The sequence below is a fragment of the Streptomyces sp. SCUT-3 genome (assembly GCF_014083985.1).
Lineage (GTDB): Bacteria > Actinomycetota > Actinomycetes > Streptomycetales > Streptomycetaceae > Streptomyces_H > Streptomyces_H thermolineatus.
Genome location: NZ_CP046907.1, coordinates 1238856 through 1254859, shown reverse-complemented (window position 1 = coordinate 1254859; position 16004 = coordinate 1238856). Strand labels below are relative to the sequence as shown.

The window sequence follows — 16004 nt, the reverse complement described above, 5'->3', positions numbered from 1 at the left end:
CCCCTCCTGTCGGACGCCCCTCAGGGCAGCAGGCCGGCGCGGCGGGCCGCGACGACGGCCTCCAGGCGGGTGTGGGCGCCCAGCTTGCGCATGGCCGAGCGCAGGTAGCTCTTGACGGTCTCCGGGCGCAGCCCCAGGGCCGCCGCGGCGGCGCCGTTGGTCGCCCCCGAGGCGACGCAGACCAGCACGTCCAGTTCGCGCGGGGAGAGAGGGGCGGCCGGTGCCGCCGGGGCCTGTGCCGTGCCGGTGCCGCCGGCCGCGCGCGCGTCCCCGCCGGTGCTCCCGCCGGCGGCGGACGCCAGCCGCGCGCACACCGCCTCCAGCCGGGCCCGCAGCAGGGGGTCGTCGGCCGCGCGGGCCAGGGCCCGCAGCTCGCCGTGGGCCCCGCGGACCTCCTCCCACGCGGCGGCGGCCGCCCGGCCCGTGCCCGGCCCGCCGTCCGCGCCGCCGTCGGTCCCGGGGCCGGTCCCGGGGCCCGGGGCGGACGGCCGCCGGGCCAGCAGCCGCCGCTCGGCGTCGCGCACCGCGAGGGTCTGCTCCAGGTCGCGGGCCACCGCCACCGCCGCGTCCAGGGTCCGGTCGCCGAGGGCCAGCGGCTCGCGCAGCGCCCCGTACAGCACGGCCCGTACCGTGCGCCCCACCACGACCGGCACCGCCAGGACCGCCCGCAGGCCCTCCGCGCCGACCGCCGCGTCGTACTCGTGGCTGATGGCCGCCGAGGCCGGGTAGTCGCTGACCGCGAACGGGCGGGACAGCGCCACCGCCTTGCCGCCGAGGCCGTTGCCCGCGGTGACCGCGAGACCGCGCAGCGCGCCGGTCGCGGCCCCGGACAGCTCGCCGATCCGCAGCCGCCCCGCCCCGGCGCCCGTCCCGGCACCCGACCCGGCGACCGCGCCGCCGAAGGCGACCGGTAGGCCGCTGGTGCGCCGCAGCGCCAGCAGCGCGGCCCGTATGTCACCCGTTTCGCTCACGTTCTCGCACCCTTCACCCCCGTCCGGGGGTAGTGAGACCTGGATCACAGCGCTCAGCATGCACGGTAGCCCGGCAGCAACGTGGAGGAAACATGACGGCAGCCAGCGGCGCGGAGCAGTTCCGCGCGGCACGCGACTTCCTGCTGGCCCACCGGGAGGACTACGACACCGCCCACCGTGAATTCCGCTGGCCGCGCCCGCAGGAGTTCAACTGGGCCCTGGACTGGTTCGACCCGATGGCCGACGGCAACGACGCCACCGCCCTGTGGATCGTCGAGGAGGACGGCAGCGAGGAACGCGTCTCCTTCCGGGAGATGTCCCGCCGCTCCGGCCAGGTCGCCAACTGGCTCGCCGCGCAGGGCGTGCGGGCCGGAGACCGGATCGTGCTGATGCTCGGCAACCAGACCGAGCTGTGGGAGACGATGCTGGCGGCCATGAAGCTGCGCGCCGTCCTCATCCCCGCCACCACCCTCCTCGGCCCGGTCGACCTGCGCGACCGCGTCGAGCGCGGGCAGGCCCGGCACGTGGTCGCCCGCGCCGAGGACGCCGCCAAGTTCGACGAGGTGCCCGGCGACTACACCCGCATCGCCGTCGGCGCGGGGGCGCCGGAGGGCTGGCTGTCCTACGGGGACTCGGCCGGGGCCCCCGAGGAGTTCACCCCCACCGGGCCCACCGCCGCCGACGACACCCTGCTGCTCTACTTCACCTCCGGGACCACCGCCCGGCCCAAGCTGGTGGAGCACACCCACGTCTCCTACCCGGTCGGCCACCTGTCGACGATGTACTGGATCGGGCTGCGCCCCGGCGACGTGCACCTGAACATCTCCTCCCCGGGCTGGGCCAAGCACGCCTGGAGCAACGTCTTCGCCCCCTGGAACGCCGGGGCCACCGTCTTCATCCACAACTACACCCGGTTCGACGCCGACCGGCTGCTCACCGAGATGGGCCGCTGCGGCGTCACCAGCTTCTGCGCCCCGCCGACCGTGTGGCGGATGCTCATCCAGGCAGACCTGTCCAAGCTGGCCACCCCGCCGAAGAGCGTCGTCGCCGCCGGGGAGCCGCTCAACCCGGAGGTCATCGAGCACGTCCGCCGCACCTGGGGGGTGACCGTGCGCGACGGGTTCGGCCAGACCGAGACCACCGTGCAGATCGCCAACACCCCCGGTCAGCCGATCAAGGCCGGCTCCATGGGCCGCCCCTGCCCCGGCTACTCCGTCGTCCTGGTCGACCCGGTCACCGGCGCCGTCGGCGACGAGGGGGAGATCTGCGTCGACCTGACCGCCGAGCGCCCCGTCGGCCTGATGACCGGCTACCTGGGCGACGACGAGCGCAACGCCGAGGTCATGGCCGGCGGCCGCTACCGCACCGGCGACATCGGCTCCCGCGACGCCGACGGTTACATCACCTACGTCGGCCGAGCCGACGACGTCTTCAAGGCCTCCGACTACAAGATCTCCCCGTTCGAACTGGAGAGCGCCCTGCTGGAGCACGAGGCCGTGGCCGAGGCCGCCGTGGTGCCCTCGCCCGACCCGCTGCGCCTGGCCGTGCCCAAGGCGTACGTCGTCCTTGCCGCCGGCTGGGAGCCGGACGCGGAGACGGCCCGGGCGATCTTCGCCCACTCCCGGAAGGTGCTCGCCCCCTACAAGCGGATCCGCCGCCTGGAGTTCTCCGACCTGCCCAAGACCGTCTCCGGGAAGATCCGCCGGATCGAGCTGCGGGCCCGCGCGGAGCAGTCCGGCGGCGCGCCGAACGACGCCGAGTACCGCGAGGACGCGCTGTGACCCGGGCGGGGCCGCGGTCCGCACGCCCGGACCGCGGCCCCGCCCGGGCACCACCCACGTCGGCCGCGCCGACGTCGTCGTCAAGGCTTCCGACTACTGAATCCCCCCGTTCCGCCCCTCCCCGCGCCCGCCCCGACGGACGCCACCGCGTCCCGGCGGGGCACGCCCACCCAAGGAGACCGCTCCCGTGAACGAGACCCTCTCCTTCGCCGCCGGCCCCACCGACCTGCCCCTGCTGGACGAGACCATCGGCGCCAACCTGGACCGCACGGTGGCCGCGCACCCCGGCCGCGACGCCCTCGTCGACGTCCCCTCCGGGCGCCGCTGGACCTACGCCGAGTTCGGCCGGGCGGTCGACGACGTGGCCCGCGGCCTGATCGCCCGCGGCGTGCGGCGCGGCGACCGGGTCGGCATATGGGCCGTCAACTGCGCCGAATGGGTGCTGGTGCAGTACGCCACCGCCCGCATCGGCGCGATCATGGTCAACATCAACCCCGCCTACCGGGTGCACGAGCTGGAGTACGTGCTCAACCAGTCCGGGATCTCCTTCCTGGTCGCCTCCACCGAGTACCGCACCAGCGACTACCGGGCCATGGTGGAGCAGGTGCGCCCCTCCTGCCCGCAGCTGCGCGAGACCGTGTACATCGGCGACCCGACCTGGCAGGCCCTGGTCGACGACGGCGCGTCCGTCGACCCGGGCGAGCCGGCCGCCCACCAGGCGGCCCTGGGGTGCGACGACCCGATCAACATCCAGTACACCTCGGGAACCACCGGCTTCCCCAAGGGCGCGACGCTCTCCCACCGCAACATCCTCAACAACGGCTACTGGGTGGGCGAGCTCGTCGCCTACACCGAGCAGGACCGCGTCTGCCTGCCGGTGCCCTTCTACCACTGCTTCGGCATGGTCATGGGGAACCTGGCGGCCACCAGCCACGGCGCCTGCATCGTGATCCCCGCGCCCGCCTTCGACCCGGCCGCCACCCTGCGCGCCGTCGCCGCCGAGCGCTGCACCTCCCTGTACGGGGTGCCGACGATGTTCATCGCCGAACTCGACCTGCCCGACTTCGCCTCCCACGACCTGGGCTCGCTGCGCACCGGCATCATGGCCGGCTCGCCCTGCCCGGTCGAGGTGATGAAGCGGGTCGTCTCCGAGATGCACATGGTCGAGGTGTCCATCTGCTACGGCATGACCGAGACCTCGCCGGTGTCCACCCAGACCCGCCGCGACGACGACCTCGAGCACCGCACCGCCACCGTCGGCCGCGTCCTGCCGCACCTCCAGGTGCAGGTGGTGGACCCGGCCACCGGGGAGGTCGTGCCGCGCGGGACCACCGGTGAGCTGTGCACCCGCGGCTACTCGGTCATGCTCGGCTACTGGGAGGACCCGGAGCGGACCGCGGAGGCGGTCGACGCCGACGGCTGGATGCACACCGGCGACCTGGCCGTGATGAACCCCGACGGCTACGTGAACATCGTCGGCCGCAGCAAGGACATGATCATCCGCGGCGGGGAGAACGTGTACCCCAGGGAGGTCGAGGAGTTCCTGTACCGGCACCCCGCGATCACCGACGTCCAGGTCGTCGGGGTCCCCGACCCGCGCTACGGCGAAGCGGTCTGCGCCTGCGTCGTGCTGCGCGACCCGGACGCCGGACTGACCGCCGAGGAGGTCGCCGAGTTCTGCCGCGGCCGGCTGGCCCACTACAAGGTCCCCGCGTACGTCCACGTCGTCGAGGGCTTCCCGCTGACCGTCAGCGGCAAGGTCCGCAAGGTCGAACTGCGCCGCACCGCCGCCGAGGCCCTGGGCCTGTGACGGGGTGACGGGCCCGGCCGGGCGGGGAATCCCCGCCTGGCCGGGGATTCCGGCGGCCCGTTCCGGGCAGCAGCCGGGAGACCCGCCCGGCCGCCGCGGCCCCGGGCCGGCCCGGCGGCGCACCCCGCGCCGCCCGCCGCCGGCGCACCGCGGCCCGGCCGACCCGGCGGGGCCCGCCCCCGGAGGGGCCGGGCGATCCCGAGACCGGGGAGACGGCCGATGGCACCCGAACCGGAACACGGAACCCCCCGCCGGACCGCCGCGCGGCCCCCGCCGCCGGCGGCGGAGGCCGCGGCGGACCGCGGCGACGTCGACGTGCTGGTCGTCGGCGCCGGGCCGACGGGCCTGACCGCCGCCTGCGAGGCGCTGCGCCACGGCCTGACCGTGCGGATCGTCGACCGCAGGCCCGGCCGCTCCGCCTTCTCCAGGGCGCTCGTCCTCCACGCCCGCACGCTCGAGGTCCTCGACACGACGGGCGTGGCCGACCGCCTCCTCGCCGAGGGCACCCGCATCGCGGCGCTCAACGCGGGCGGCGGGCGGGGTGGTGGGCGGTGCCGCCGTCCCGCCCGCCGCCCCGCCCGCATCGACCTGCTCGACCTGCCGTGGGGCGACACCGACCACCCCTTCTGGCTGTCTGTCCCCCAGTACGCCACGGAACGGGTCCTCGAGGAGCGCCTCGGCGAGCTGGGCGGCGCGGTGGAGTGGCAGGTCTCCTTCGACGCGCTCCGCGCCCGGGCCGACCCCGCGGACCCGGCCGGCCCGGACCACCCGGTCGAGGCGGTCCTGGTGCATGCGGACGGCGCCGCCGAGACGGTGGTCCCGCGCCGGCTGGTCGGCTGCGACGGCGGCCGCAGCCGCGTCCGGGAGTCGGCCGGACTGCGGCTGGACCGCTCCGCGTCCGGGGCGACGTTCGTCCTGGCCGACGTGGGCACCACCGCCCCGCTCCCGGAGGACGAGGGCCACGTCTTCCTCGGACCGGAAGGGCTGCTGCTGATCGTGCCCGTGCCGGAACCGGGCCGGTGGCGGATCATCGCGCACCTCCCCGGGGCCTCCCCGGACCGCCCGGTCACCGTCGACGAGCCCTTCCTCGACGAACTGGTCCGGCGGAGGGCGGGTATCGATTTCGGCAGCCACGACGTGGTCTGGACGTCGCAGTTCGACCTGGCCCACGGCCTCGCGGACCGCTACCGCGCAGGCCCGGTCCTCCTCGCCGGCGACGCCGCCCACGTCCACAGCCCGGTGGGCGGGCAGGGGCTCAACACCGGCGTGCAGGACGCGCACGACCTGCTCTGGAGGATCGCGGCCGCCCGGCGGGCGGGCAGCGCGCGGGCCGCCGACCTGCTCCTCGACGGCTACGGGACGGAGCGGCGGGCGGTGGCCCGCGCGATGGTGCGGGGCACCACCCGCGCCACCGCGGTGCTCACCGCGCGGGGCGCCGCCGTCCGCGGGCTGCTCGGCGCCGTCGCGCCGGTGCTCCTGGCGCTGCCCGCCGTGCGGGCGAGGCTCGGGCGCGACGTCGGGATGCTCGAGACCGCCTACCCCGACAACCCGCCGGCCGTACTGGCCGGGTCCTCCGGCGCGGCGGGCCGCCGCATGCCCGACCCGCTGCTGCGCGGCGGCGGAAGACTCCACCGGCTCCTCGACCCCCTGGGCTTCACCTGGGTCGTGCGGGGGCGCCCGGGCGAGGCGCCGCCCGACCCGGCCGCGCCGCGGTGGGCGGGCGTGCGGGTGGTCCTCCTGCCCGACGACGCGCTCGCCGAGCGCCTGCGGCTGCCGGCCGGGACGGGGCGGGTGCTGCTGGTGCGGCCCGACCGCTGCGTGGCCGCCGAGGGCGCGACCGCGGAGTCCGTGCGGGCGGAGGCGGTGGCGCGCAGCGGCCTGCCGGAGGCCGTGCTGGACCGGATCTGGCGCGCACCGGCCTGACACCGCGGCGGCCCCGGGGGCCGGAGGGTCTCTCCGGGCTCCGGGCGCGGAAAGGCCCGGGCGGGTGGGACCCGCCCGGGCCGGCGTGCGAGGGGAGGGGGCGGCGGCACCGGCCGCCGCCCGTCACCCCTCGCCCGGTGGGCGCTCCCGTTCCCGGCGGGCGCGCCCGAACTGCTCCCACGCCTCCCTCTGGATCTCCTGGCTGTGCCCCAGCACCTCCGCGACGCGCTCGGCCGCGTCGGGCGGACGGGGCGGACGGGTGCTGGGGTCGAGGAGGCCGAACAGGTACCGGCAGGCCTCGTCCTCGGTGGGGAAGCGGCGCGCGAAGTCCTCCTCCGCGCGCTCGCTGACCCCCACCACCCAGGAGCCGGGCTCCCGGCGCAGGAAGTAGTGGACGTCCGACCGCGTCCGGGGCTCGTGGACACCGGGGATCTCGTACAGCACGTCCGCGACGCCGGCCTGCCGCAGCGCCCGCGCCAACTCGTTCCGGTTCATCGTCCCTTCCTTCCGGTCGGCGGGCCGGGGCCCGCCGCCTGCGGTCCGCCGGGTCAGTTCACGCGCTCCAGGTAGCCGCGCTTCAGCAGCCACGGGATGTTGATGCGGTCGGGGGTGGGCGGGAAGTACTGGGCGTTCACCACGTACTGCAGGCCGCCGCCGGGCTGCCCGAACCAGGCGGCGACGGGGCCGGCGTCCACGGGGAACGACTTGCCCACCCTGTAGAGGCGGTAGCTGTAGGGGTAGTCCTTGTCGTAGGTGTTGAGGTTGCCGGGCGGGATGGCCCGGAGCCTGTACGGCGTTCCGGCGGGGGCCAGGAACCTTCCCTCACCGGTGCCGAAGAGGTCGACGTACTGCCCGCGCCTCAGGGTCACCTTGCCCTTGATCGGGCGGTCGTCGTCGTCCAGCAGGAACCCTTCCGCCTTCGGGTACCACCAGTTCTTCGCGTCGGAGTTCCAGTAGCACCGCATGAAGGCGGAGATGCTCATGCCGCCCGTGCGGTCGTAGCCGCGCAGCATCTCGCCGATCGGCCCCCGGCGGGGCAGCTCGTCGGGGCCGAGCTGCCAGATGCCCCGGTAGAAGTCGTCCCGGTCGCCCGGGGGACGGTCCAGGGGCATGGTCGCGGGGGCGGCCCGGTCCTCCTTGGGGCAGTCGGAGGCGACCGTGCCGTCGGCGGGGGCGGTGTGCGCCGAGGGGGCGTGGGCGACGGCGCCCGTTCCGCTGCCGCCCAGGGCGAACAGTGCTCCCGCGACGAGCACTGCGAGTCTTCTGCGCAGGTGCATTCCCATCTCCTTGTGAGGGGACGTGGGCGGCCACGAGCCGGCCGCCATCCCCGTATCGGCAGGACAGGAAGGGCATCTGATGCCTGATCACCACTGATCACCCGAAATCGCTAAGAAAGGGTGCCCGGGAGCGAACCTCCGGTCTCCGTCTCCGGGGCGGACGCGCGACGGCGCCCCCGCGCGCTTGAGCGGGGGCGCCGTGGGGCCGCACGGGGGCGGGGGAGCGGGCCGTCTACGGGCAGGAGGGCCTGGGCACCCCGTACAGCACCCGCCGCACCCGGTTGTCGGTGTCGGGGTGCTCGGTGACGGTCCACAGCCTGTTGGTCGACCGGTACAGGGTGAGGTCCTGGAGCCCGAGTGCGCCGCGCTGGGTCCGCAGGGCGGTCCGGCCCGGCCTGGTGGTGATCAGGAGCGGCCTGCTCCCCGCACCGCCCTTGTCGGTGTTGTAGCAGCCGTTCCAGGAGACGGCTCCCTGGGTGTACGGGGTGGGCAGGTGGTAGGCGCTGCGTGCCCGGGCCGTGCCGGAGAAGGGGTCGGTGCCGACGAAGTCCGTCAGGTCGCTCGCCCTCCAGCGCGCGACCCGGCCGACGCGGCAGGAGGCGTTCGGCCTGGAGAGGTTGCACCACTCCCCGGTCAGGATCTCGGGGTCGGGGGAGGAGCGGTCCACGGAGGCGAAGTCGTAGAGCGCGTCGCCCTGGTTGGCCCAGGTGCCGATCCTGGGCAGGGCGAAGGAGTAGCCGCGCGCGTAGTACGTGTTCCCGTACCGGCCGACCCGGTCCGTCGGCTGGGTGCTCCCGGCGGGGCTGTTCGCCAGGTCGAGCAGGTAGTGCATGTCGAAGACGTGCAGTCCGCCGCGGGTGTCGGCGACGAAGAGGTAGTTGAGGTACCAGGCGACGCCGCCCGCGTGCGTGGTCAGGTTGGTGTAGGACATGCGGCCGTTGCCGTCGGGGCGGGGCTCGACGAGCAGCACGTGCATGTACCGGCCGTTCCTGGGGTCGAGGAAGCTCAGGCGGGTGCCCAGCCCCGACTGGCCGACACCGCCCGAGTGCCAGGAGAAGACGAACGCCTTGCGTCCGTCCACGGTGCCCTGCTGCTGGGAGTCCTCGGTGCTGCTGATGCCCTGCGGGGTCCAGTCCGTGGAGGCGGCGTTCGACCGGGGCAGGCACCACCAGTCGGTGGAGGTGCGGTTGAAGCCGTGGAGGACGCTGCCCGACCGCGTGGCCTGGGTGCACTTGTGCCTGGCCTGCCTGCGGCCCTGCTGGGTGTCCAGCAGGGTCCCCAGGCGGACCCGGTCGTCGCTCCCGTTGACGGCTCGCCTCAGGGCGGCGGCCTCGCGGCGGTCGTCGTTCCGCCAGCGCAGCCGGAAGTCGCCGGTGCCGGCGGTGGTCATGGGGACCGGGGCGGGATCCGGCTGGACGGCCGGTGCGGCGGCGGCCGGTGCGTCGGCGGCGGTGAAGGCGGCCCCTGCCGCGAGGGGGGCGAGCACGGCCAGCGCGAGCACCGCGCCGGGCAGTCGTCGCAGGGCTGGAAGTCTCATACGGGTTCTCCGGGTACGGGGAGGGGAAGGGGGCGGAGGGTGCCGCCGCCCGCCCCTCCCGCGGAGTCCGCGAACGGTGGGGCACCGAACCACCGGACACCGTCCCCCGGACCTCCCTCCCCGGTGCGCGGGAGGCCGGAAAATCATCCCCGCACGGCGGGACCGTGGGCCGAGCGGCCGAGCGGCCGAGCGGGGTTGCGGTCGTTCCCCGCCCCGGGCGGTCTTCCGGTGGGTAGTGTGCCGCCGGTGAGCGAGACGATGCGAAGCCGTTTGAGGGACTTCCCGGTGTTCGAGGGCCTCGATCCTCCCGGGTTCCGTGCCGAGGACCTCCCGGAGAACCCGCTGCGGGCCGTCGGGGAGTGGCTCCTCGCCGCTGCCGCCGCCGGCCAGCCGGAGCCCCACGCGATGACCCTGTGCACCGTCGCGGACGACGGCACCCCGTCCAGCCGCGTGCTGATCTGCAAGGACATCGACGACGGGCAGGTGTTCTTCGCGACGCGGTCCGACAGCCGCAAGGGGCTGGAGATCGCCCGGAACCCGCGGGTCGCCCTGCAGTTCCACTGGCCGGCAGTGGCCCGGCAGGTGCGCATCACGGGCCGGGCGGCGGACGCGGGGCGCGCCCTGTCCGAGCGGGACTTCGCCGAGCGGGGCCGCGGTTCGCGGCTCTGTGCCCACCTGCACCGCACGGGGCCGGCGGCGGGCCGGGCCGAGGTCGTGGAGGAGTACCGGCGCGTCTCCGCGGCCCACCCCGGCGAGGTCCCCTGCCCTCCCGCCTGGACCCTGTACGGCGTCAGGCCGACGGAGGTGGAGCTGTGGGAGGCCTCCCCGGACCGCCTCCACACCAGGGTCCGCTACCGGCACGGTGCCGACGGCTGGACCAGGGAGCACATCTGGCCGTAGCCCCCTCCGGGTCGCCCCGGCCGCCCGTCCGCCGGGGCCGCCAGGCCGGACGGCCGGGGCGGGGCGCGTTCCAGGGGGTGTGCGCCGGGGCGCGTGCGCCCGTACCGAAAGGGGATCACTTCTTGCGCGAGCCGTGTCCGAACACATACAGTGCGTGACGAAACTCGGTGCGAGCCCCCGTGCCCCGCTCGGACGACGGCCGGTCGTCCTCCGCCGCGGGAGGCTCTGTTGAGTGGTCGTCTCCGGTGGGCCCGGACTCCGCCCGCCATACCGGAACGCTCCTTCGCGTTCTCCGGCCGTGCCGAGCCGTCTCGTTCCGCGCGAAGGAGAAGCCCCATCCACCCCACTTCCTGTCCGCCGGCCGTCGCCGGCGTCGAATCGGCGCGGCTCTACCGCCCCGTCGGCGCCGCGCGCCGGGGAGGCGACTTCCTCGACCTGTGGCCCTGCGGGGGCGGCGCCGACGGCCGGCGGGTGAGGTTCACCCTGGGCGACTCGGTGGGCAAGGGCCTCCAGGCGGCGGCCGCCGCGGAGGAGGCGTCGGCCCTCGTGCGCCGCGAGGCGGGCCGGGGCCTGCCGCCTGGCGAGGTGCTCGGCCGGCTCAACACGGCGCTCGCGGGGGCCTCGCCCTCCATGGACCCGGTCTTCTGCAGCGCACTGCACGGAGTGGCCGAGATCGGCGAGGGCCCCGGCTGCCGGCTCACCGTCCGCCTGGCCAACGCCGGGCACCTGCCGGCCCTCGTGGTGCGGTCCGACGGCCGGCTGGAGCGGCTGTACCCGACGGGCCCGCTGGCCGGGATCCTGCCGGGGGCCGAGTTCGGCACCGCGGGCAGCGTGCTGGAGGAGGGCGACCTGCTGCTGTGCTACACCGACGGCCTGCTCGACGCCCAGTGCGAGGGCGGCCGGCTGGGAGAGGGCCCCGTCGTGGCCGCGGCCCGCGCGCACGCCGGGCGCCCTCCGGAGGAGCTGGTGGGGGCCCTGGCGCGGACGCTCTCCGCCCCGGGCGTCATGGCCTGCGACGACGTCGCCGTCCTCGCGCTGCGCCCGGCGGCGGCCTGAGCCCGGGGGCCCCGCGGCTCAGGCGAGCAGCTGGTAGGCGGGCAGGGTGAGGAAGTCGATGAACTCCTCGTCCAGGGCGACCTGCAGGAACAGGTCGTGGGCCTGGGCCCAGCGGCCCGCCGCGAAGGCGTCCTCCCCGATTTCGGTGCTGACGGCGGCCAGCTCCTCGTCCGCGACGTGCCGCACCAGCTCGGGGGTGACCTTCTCGCCCGTGTCGAGCACCACCGCGTTGCGCGCCCACTGCCAGATCTGGGAGCGGGAGATCTCCGCGGTGGCGGCGTCCTCCATCAGGTTGAAGACGGCCACCGCGCCCGTCCCGCGCAGCCACGCCTCGATGTACCGGGTGCCGACCTGCACGGCGTTGCGCAGCCCCTCGGCGGTGGGCCGGGCCCCGGTGGAGCCGATGTCCAGCAGCTGTCCGGCGGTGACGTGCACGTCCTCGCGCAGCCGGTCCTTCTGGTGCGGGCGGTCGCCGAGCACCGCGTCGAAGGAGGCCCGGCAGACCGGCACCAGGTCGGGGTGGGCCACCCAGGAGCCGTCGAAGCCGTCGGCCGCCTCGCGGTCCTTGTCCGCCCGGACCTTCTTGAGCGCCCGTTCGTTGACCCCGGGGTCGTGCCGGGAGGGGACGAAGGCGGCCATGCCGCCGATGGCGTGGGCGCCGCGCCGGTGGCAGGTGCGCACCAGCAGGTCGGTGTAGGCGCGCATGAACGGCGCGGTCATCGTCACCGCGTTGCGGTCGGGCAGGACGAACCGCTCCCCGGCGTCGCGGAAGTTCTTCACGATGCTGAACAGGTAGTCCCAGCGGCCGGCGTTGAGGCCGGAGGCGTGGTCGCGCAGCTCGTAGAGGATCTCGTCCATCTCGAAGGCGGCGGTGACGGTCTCGATCAGCACGGTGGCGCGCACCGTGCCCTGCGGGACGCCCAAGCGGTCCTGGGCGAAGACGAAGACGTCGTTCCACAGCCGGGCCTCGAGCCGGCTCTCGGTCTTCGGCAGGTAGAAGTAGGGGCCCCTGCCGCGTGCGAGCAGTCTTTCGGCGTTGTGGAAGAAGTACAGGCCGAAGTCGACCAGGGCGCCGGGCACCGCCTCGTCGCCGACGGTGACGTGGCGCTCGTCGAGGTGCCAGCCGCGCGGGCGGACGACGACGGTGGCCAGCTCCTCGTCCGGGCGCAGGGCGTAGGACTTCCCCTCCGGGGTGGTGAAGTCGATGCGGCGTTCGAAGGCGTCGATCAGGTTGAGCTGGCCCAGGACGACGTTCTCCCAGGTGGGGGAGGTGGCGTCCTCGAAGTCCGCGAGCCAGACCCTCGCCCCGGAGTTGAGCGCGTTGACGGTCATCCGCCGGTCGGGCGGGCCGGTGATCTCCACGCGCCGGTCCTCCAGCGCGGGCGGGGCCGGGGCCACCTTCCAGTCGCCGTCGCGGATGCCGGCGGTCTCGGGGAGGAAGTCCAGGGTCCCGGCGCGGGCGATTTGCGCGCGGCGCTCGGCGCGCAGGGCCAGGAGTTCGTCCCTCCGCGGGGTGAACCGCCGGTGCAGCTCGGCGACGAAGCCCAGGGCCGCATCGGTGAGCACCTCCTCGGAGCGGGGGAGGGGATCGCCGTGGACGGCGGCCGGAGAGGACGGTGCGGGTGCGGACATCGAGCTCACTCCTGTCTGCGCTTCTGGTTCGTGGAGGATATTTTCTGTATGGCGGAAGTTCAAAGTCCTGCGGCAGGCGGCGCGTTGGACGGCGGAGGGGGCCGGAGGAGGCGCAGGTCCGCGGGCACGTCGATGTCCGACGGGTCGGCGGCGTCGCCGCAGTCGACCGGCACCACCGCCTCCCGGCGGGCCCGGAGGAAGTCGCGAGCCCCGCGGTCCCCCGAGGCGGCCGAGGCGATCCGCGCCCAGTGGCCGGCGCCCAGCAGCACGGGGTGCCCGCGCCGTCCCCGGTAGGACGCGGCGGCCAGCCCGTACGGGGAGCGGTGCGCGCCGCGCACCCGGCGCACCGCCTCGGGGCCGACGCCCGGCTGGTCCACCAGGGCCACCACGACCGCCTGCGCGCCGCTGCCGGCCAGCGAGCGCAGGCCCGCCCGGAGGGAGGAGCCCACGCCCTCGGCCCACTCCGGGTTGTCGACCAGCACGCACCCCGCCAGGCGGGCGCGCGCCCGCACCTCCTCGCGTCCGGCGCCCAGGACCACGTGCACCGGGCGGCACCCTCCGGCCACCAGTGCGTCCGCGGCGTGCTCGACCAGCAGCCGCCCCCGGTGCTCCAGCAGGGCCTTCGGCCGCCCCCCGAGCCTGCGGCCGCCCCCGGCCGCCAGGAGCAGGCCCGCGACCGCCGGGCCGCCGTCCCCCGGGCCGAGGGGGACGGGGCCGGGACGGGATCCGGCGCCGGTGCCGTGTGCTGCCATGCCGCTCGCCTACCCCCTGAGGCGGAAAACAGGAGGAAAAGTCCGGATCCGGTCGGCGCCGCCCGTCCGACGGGCCCGCAGGAGGCCCGCGAGAGGCCCGGGCGAGGCTCGCGGGAGACCCGCAGTGCGCCGCGTGCCGCGTGCCGCGCCCGGGGCTTTTCCCGTTCCGGTGGCGGCCCGCGCGGCTTCTCGCGTTCAATGATCACGCCTGTCCGGCGCGGGGGAGCGCGCCGGGGCACGAGGAGGGGTGCACCCGTGGTGGACGACTTGCGGTCGGCCGGCCCGCGGCCGGCCGACCCGCGCCTGGCGGAACTGCGGGCGGCCGCGCAGGCGCTGCGCCGCGAACTGGCAGGCTACCGGGGCGACCCGGCGGACCTGCGGGCGGCGGAGGAGGGGCTGGACGCGGTCGACGCCCACCTCCTGGCCGGGGAGCCGGACGGCGCCCGGCTGCGCGGCGCCCTGCTGCTGCTCGTCGGCGCGCTCGGCTCGGTGAGCGCGCTGTCCGGCCCGGTCGGGGACGTCCGGCGGGCGATCGACCGGATCACCGGGAAGGGCTGACCGCGCCGCCGGCCTCCCTCAGCGCCGACGACAGGTCGCGGGCGACCGCCTGCAGCACGGGCACGATCCTGGAGGTCGCGGCCTCGGTGACCCGGCCGGCCGGCCCGGACACCGAGATCGCCGCGGCGGCGGGGGCGCCGGGCACGGTCACCGCCAGGCAGCGCACCCCGATCTCCTGCTCGTTGTCGTCCACCGCGTAGCCGTCCCGCCGGATCCGCGCGAGCTCGGAGAGGAAGGCGTCCGGGTCGGTGATGGTCCGGTCGGTGGCCGGCGGCATCCCGGTGCGGGCGAGCAGGGCGCGCACCTGCTCGTCCGGCACGGTGGACAGCAGGGCCTTGCCGACCCCGGTGGAGTGCGGGAGCACCCGCCGCCCCACTTCGGTGAACATCCGCATCGAGTGGCGCGAGGGGACCTGGGCCACGTAGACGGCCTCGTCGCCGTCGAGCACGGCCATGTTGGCGGTCTCCCCGGTGGCCTCGACCAGTTCGGCCAGGTGCGGGCGGGCCCAGGCGCCCAGCAGCCGGCTCGCGCTCTCGCCCAGCCGGATCAGCCGGGGGCCGAGCGCGTAGCGCCGGTTGGGCTGCCGGCGGACGTAGCCGCGGTCGACCAGGGTGCTCATCAGGCGGTGGATGGTGGGCAGGGGCAGACCGCTGCTCGCGGCCAGCTCGCTCAGGCCCACCTCGCCGCCGGCGTCTGCCGTCCGCTCCAGCAGGTCGAAAGCGCGTTCGAGGGACTGCACGCCCCCGGGGCGTTCTGGCGGCACGTCCGCATCCTCCTGGTCGTGGCGGGCCGGCCGGCGCGGCCGCAGGGGCGGCCGGCACGCGGACCCCGTCCCGCGGGTTCCGTCCCGCGGAAGTCTATGGGGTACCGGCCGTCCGGTCCGTGGCGCACCGGCCGACGGCGAACGGCCTTGACGAGCAGCGCCTCTGACGGAACGTCACGCACGGGGCGAACGCCGGGCACCGTGCCGCGGGCCGTGCCGCCGGCCGGCCCCGGCCGCTCCTCCGGCGGCCCGTGCGCAACCGCTTCCGGGACGGTGTCCGACGGCAGGGCGGAGCGGTAGCGTGACGGGTTCCCGAGTGGACGAGGAGGGGGCACCGTCGTGTACCGCTGGGAACTCATCCGCGCCGCCCTTGCGCAGCGCGTCATCGCCGTCGTCCGCGGCGAGAGCTACGACCGGGCCACCGAGGTGGCGGACATGCTGCTGACCGCCGGACTGACCACCGTGGAGATCTCGCTCACCACACCGTTCGGACTGGAGCTGGTCGGCACGCTCAGCCGCGAGGTCGGCGGCGAGGCGCTGGTCGGCGCCGGCGCCGTCCTGGACGGGGAGGGCGCCCGCGCCGCGGTCGAGGCCGGCGCGAGCTTCCTGTCCTGCCCGGGCCTGTCCCCGGACGTCATCCGCACCGGCCACCGCTACGGGGTCCCGGTGCTGCCCGGGGTGTCCACCCCCACCGAGGTGGTGCGCGCCATGGAGGAGGGGGCCGACGCGCTCAAGGTCTTCCCCGCCGGGTCCCTCGGGCCCGGCTGGATCAAGGACGTCCTGGCCGAGGTGCCGCGGGCGCCCCTGGTGGCCGCGGGCGGGGTCACCGTCGAGAACGCGCCGGAATGGGCCGCGGCCGGCGCCGCCGCCCTGGCCCTGGACACCGCCCTCACCGGCTGCGACCGGGACACCGCGGCCAAACGGGTCGCCGAACTCCTCGGCGTCCTCCTGCACCGGCCGCCCGGGAAATGACGCGAAACGATCGTTCCCCGCGCACCGGCGCACCGTCGGGAATACCGTCGGTGCCGTCGGAGCACGAGCACA

14 protein-coding genes are annotated in these 16004 nt (G+C 75.7%); 7 read left to right on the top strand and 7 right to left on the bottom strand.

The genetic code is table 11. The annotated features are described in order from the left end of the window. Positions 1-20 precede the first annotated feature (20 nt). Entirely contained in the window at positions 21-971 is a 951-nt protein-coding gene (locus GQS52_RS05465; RefSeq protein WP_259370606.1) for a LuxR C-terminal-related transcriptional regulator, read from the bottom strand. A gap of 92 nt (positions 972-1063) precedes the next feature. Between GQS52_RS05465 and GQS52_RS05460 the strand changes: the two genes are divergently transcribed. From GQS52_RS05460 to GQS52_RS05450, 3 genes are all read left to right on the top strand, one after another. Further along, positions 1064-2752, top strand: coding sequence for an AMP-binding protein (locus tag GQS52_RS05460; protein WP_182311923.1), 1689 nt, complete (start codon positions 1064-1066; stop codon positions 2750-2752). A 187-nt stretch (positions 2753-2939) separates the two neighbouring features. After that, positions 2940-4562, top strand: a complete 1623-nt coding sequence (locus tag GQS52_RS05455) for an AMP-binding protein (RefSeq protein ID WP_182311922.1) — start codon at positions 2940-2942, stop codon at positions 4560-4562. A 219-nt stretch (positions 4563-4781) separates the two neighbouring features. Beyond that, complete coding sequence (locus tag GQS52_RS05450) at positions 4782-6485, top strand: FAD-dependent monooxygenase (RefSeq protein ID WP_182311921.1); 1704 nt, start codon at positions 4782-4784, stop codon at positions 6483-6485. A 123-nt stretch (positions 6486-6608) separates the two neighbouring features. Here the strand turns inward: GQS52_RS05450 and GQS52_RS05445 are convergent, their stop codons facing one another. The 3 genes from GQS52_RS05445 to GQS52_RS05435 form a co-directional block, all read right to left on the bottom strand. Next, a complete protein-coding gene (locus GQS52_RS05445) occupies positions 6609-6980 on the bottom strand; it encodes a hypothetical protein (protein ID WP_182311920.1) in 372 nt (123 codons plus the stop codon). A gap of 53 nt (positions 6981-7033) precedes the next feature. Further along, positions 7034-7762, bottom strand: a complete 729-nt coding sequence (locus GQS52_RS05440; protein ID WP_259370605.1) for a TNT domain-containing protein — start codon at positions 7760-7762, stop codon at positions 7034-7036. A 232-nt stretch (positions 7763-7994) separates the two neighbouring features. After that, the gene (locus GQS52_RS05435; protein ID WP_182311918.1) at positions 7995-9299 is read right to left on the bottom strand and encodes a hypothetical protein; all 1305 of its coding nucleotides are present in this window, start codon (positions 9297-9299) and stop codon (positions 7995-7997) included. Positions 9300-9545: 246 nt separating this feature from the next. Between GQS52_RS05435 and GQS52_RS05430 the strand changes: the two genes are divergently transcribed. Together GQS52_RS05430 and GQS52_RS05425 are read left to right on the top strand one after the other, a co-directional pair. After that, entirely contained in the window at positions 9546-10199 is a 654-nt protein-coding gene (locus tag GQS52_RS05430) for a pyridoxal 5'-phosphate synthase (RefSeq protein WP_182311917.1), read from the top strand. 471 nt (positions 10200-10670) lie between these two features. Beyond that, positions 10671-11255, top strand: a complete 585-nt coding sequence (locus GQS52_RS05425) for a PP2C family protein-serine/threonine phosphatase (RefSeq protein WP_182311916.1) — start codon at positions 10671-10673, stop codon at positions 11253-11255. A gap of 18 nt (positions 11256-11273) precedes the next feature. On the opposite strand, the gene aceB is transcribed toward GQS52_RS05425, so the two are convergent. Together aceB and GQS52_RS05415 are read right to left on the bottom strand one after the other, a co-directional pair. Beyond that, a complete protein-coding gene (gene aceB / locus GQS52_RS05420; protein ID WP_182311915.1) occupies positions 11274-12887 on the bottom strand; it encodes a malate synthase A in 1614 nt (537 codons plus the stop codon). Positions 12888-12946: 59 nt separating this feature from the next. Then, positions 12947-13639, bottom strand: a complete 693-nt coding sequence (locus GQS52_RS05415; protein WP_182311914.1) for a nucleotidyltransferase family protein — start codon at positions 13637-13639, stop codon at positions 12947-12949. A gap of 255 nt (positions 13640-13894) precedes the next feature. Between GQS52_RS05415 and GQS52_RS05410 the strand changes: the two genes are divergently transcribed. Beyond that, positions 13895-14197, top strand: coding sequence for a DUF5955 family protein (locus tag GQS52_RS05410; protein WP_182311913.1), 303 nt, complete (start codon positions 13895-13897; stop codon positions 14195-14197). Here the strand turns inward: GQS52_RS05410 and GQS52_RS05405 are convergent. Then, complete coding sequence (locus GQS52_RS05405; protein ID WP_182311912.1) at positions 14181-14960, bottom strand: IclR family transcriptional regulator; 780 nt, start codon at positions 14958-14960, stop codon at positions 14181-14183. The two genes, GQS52_RS05410 and GQS52_RS05405, sit on opposite strands and share 17 nt — an antisense overlap. A 339-nt stretch (positions 14961-15299) precedes the next feature. On the opposite strand from GQS52_RS05405, the gene GQS52_RS05400 reads away from it, so the two are divergent. Next, positions 15300-15932 (top strand): bifunctional 4-hydroxy-2-oxoglutarate aldolase/2-dehydro-3-deoxy-phosphogluconate aldolase, encoded by a 633-nt coding sequence (locus tag GQS52_RS05400; RefSeq protein ID WP_182311911.1) that lies wholly within the window; start codon positions 15300-15302, stop codon positions 15930-15932. Positions 15933-16004 lie beyond the last annotated feature (72 nt).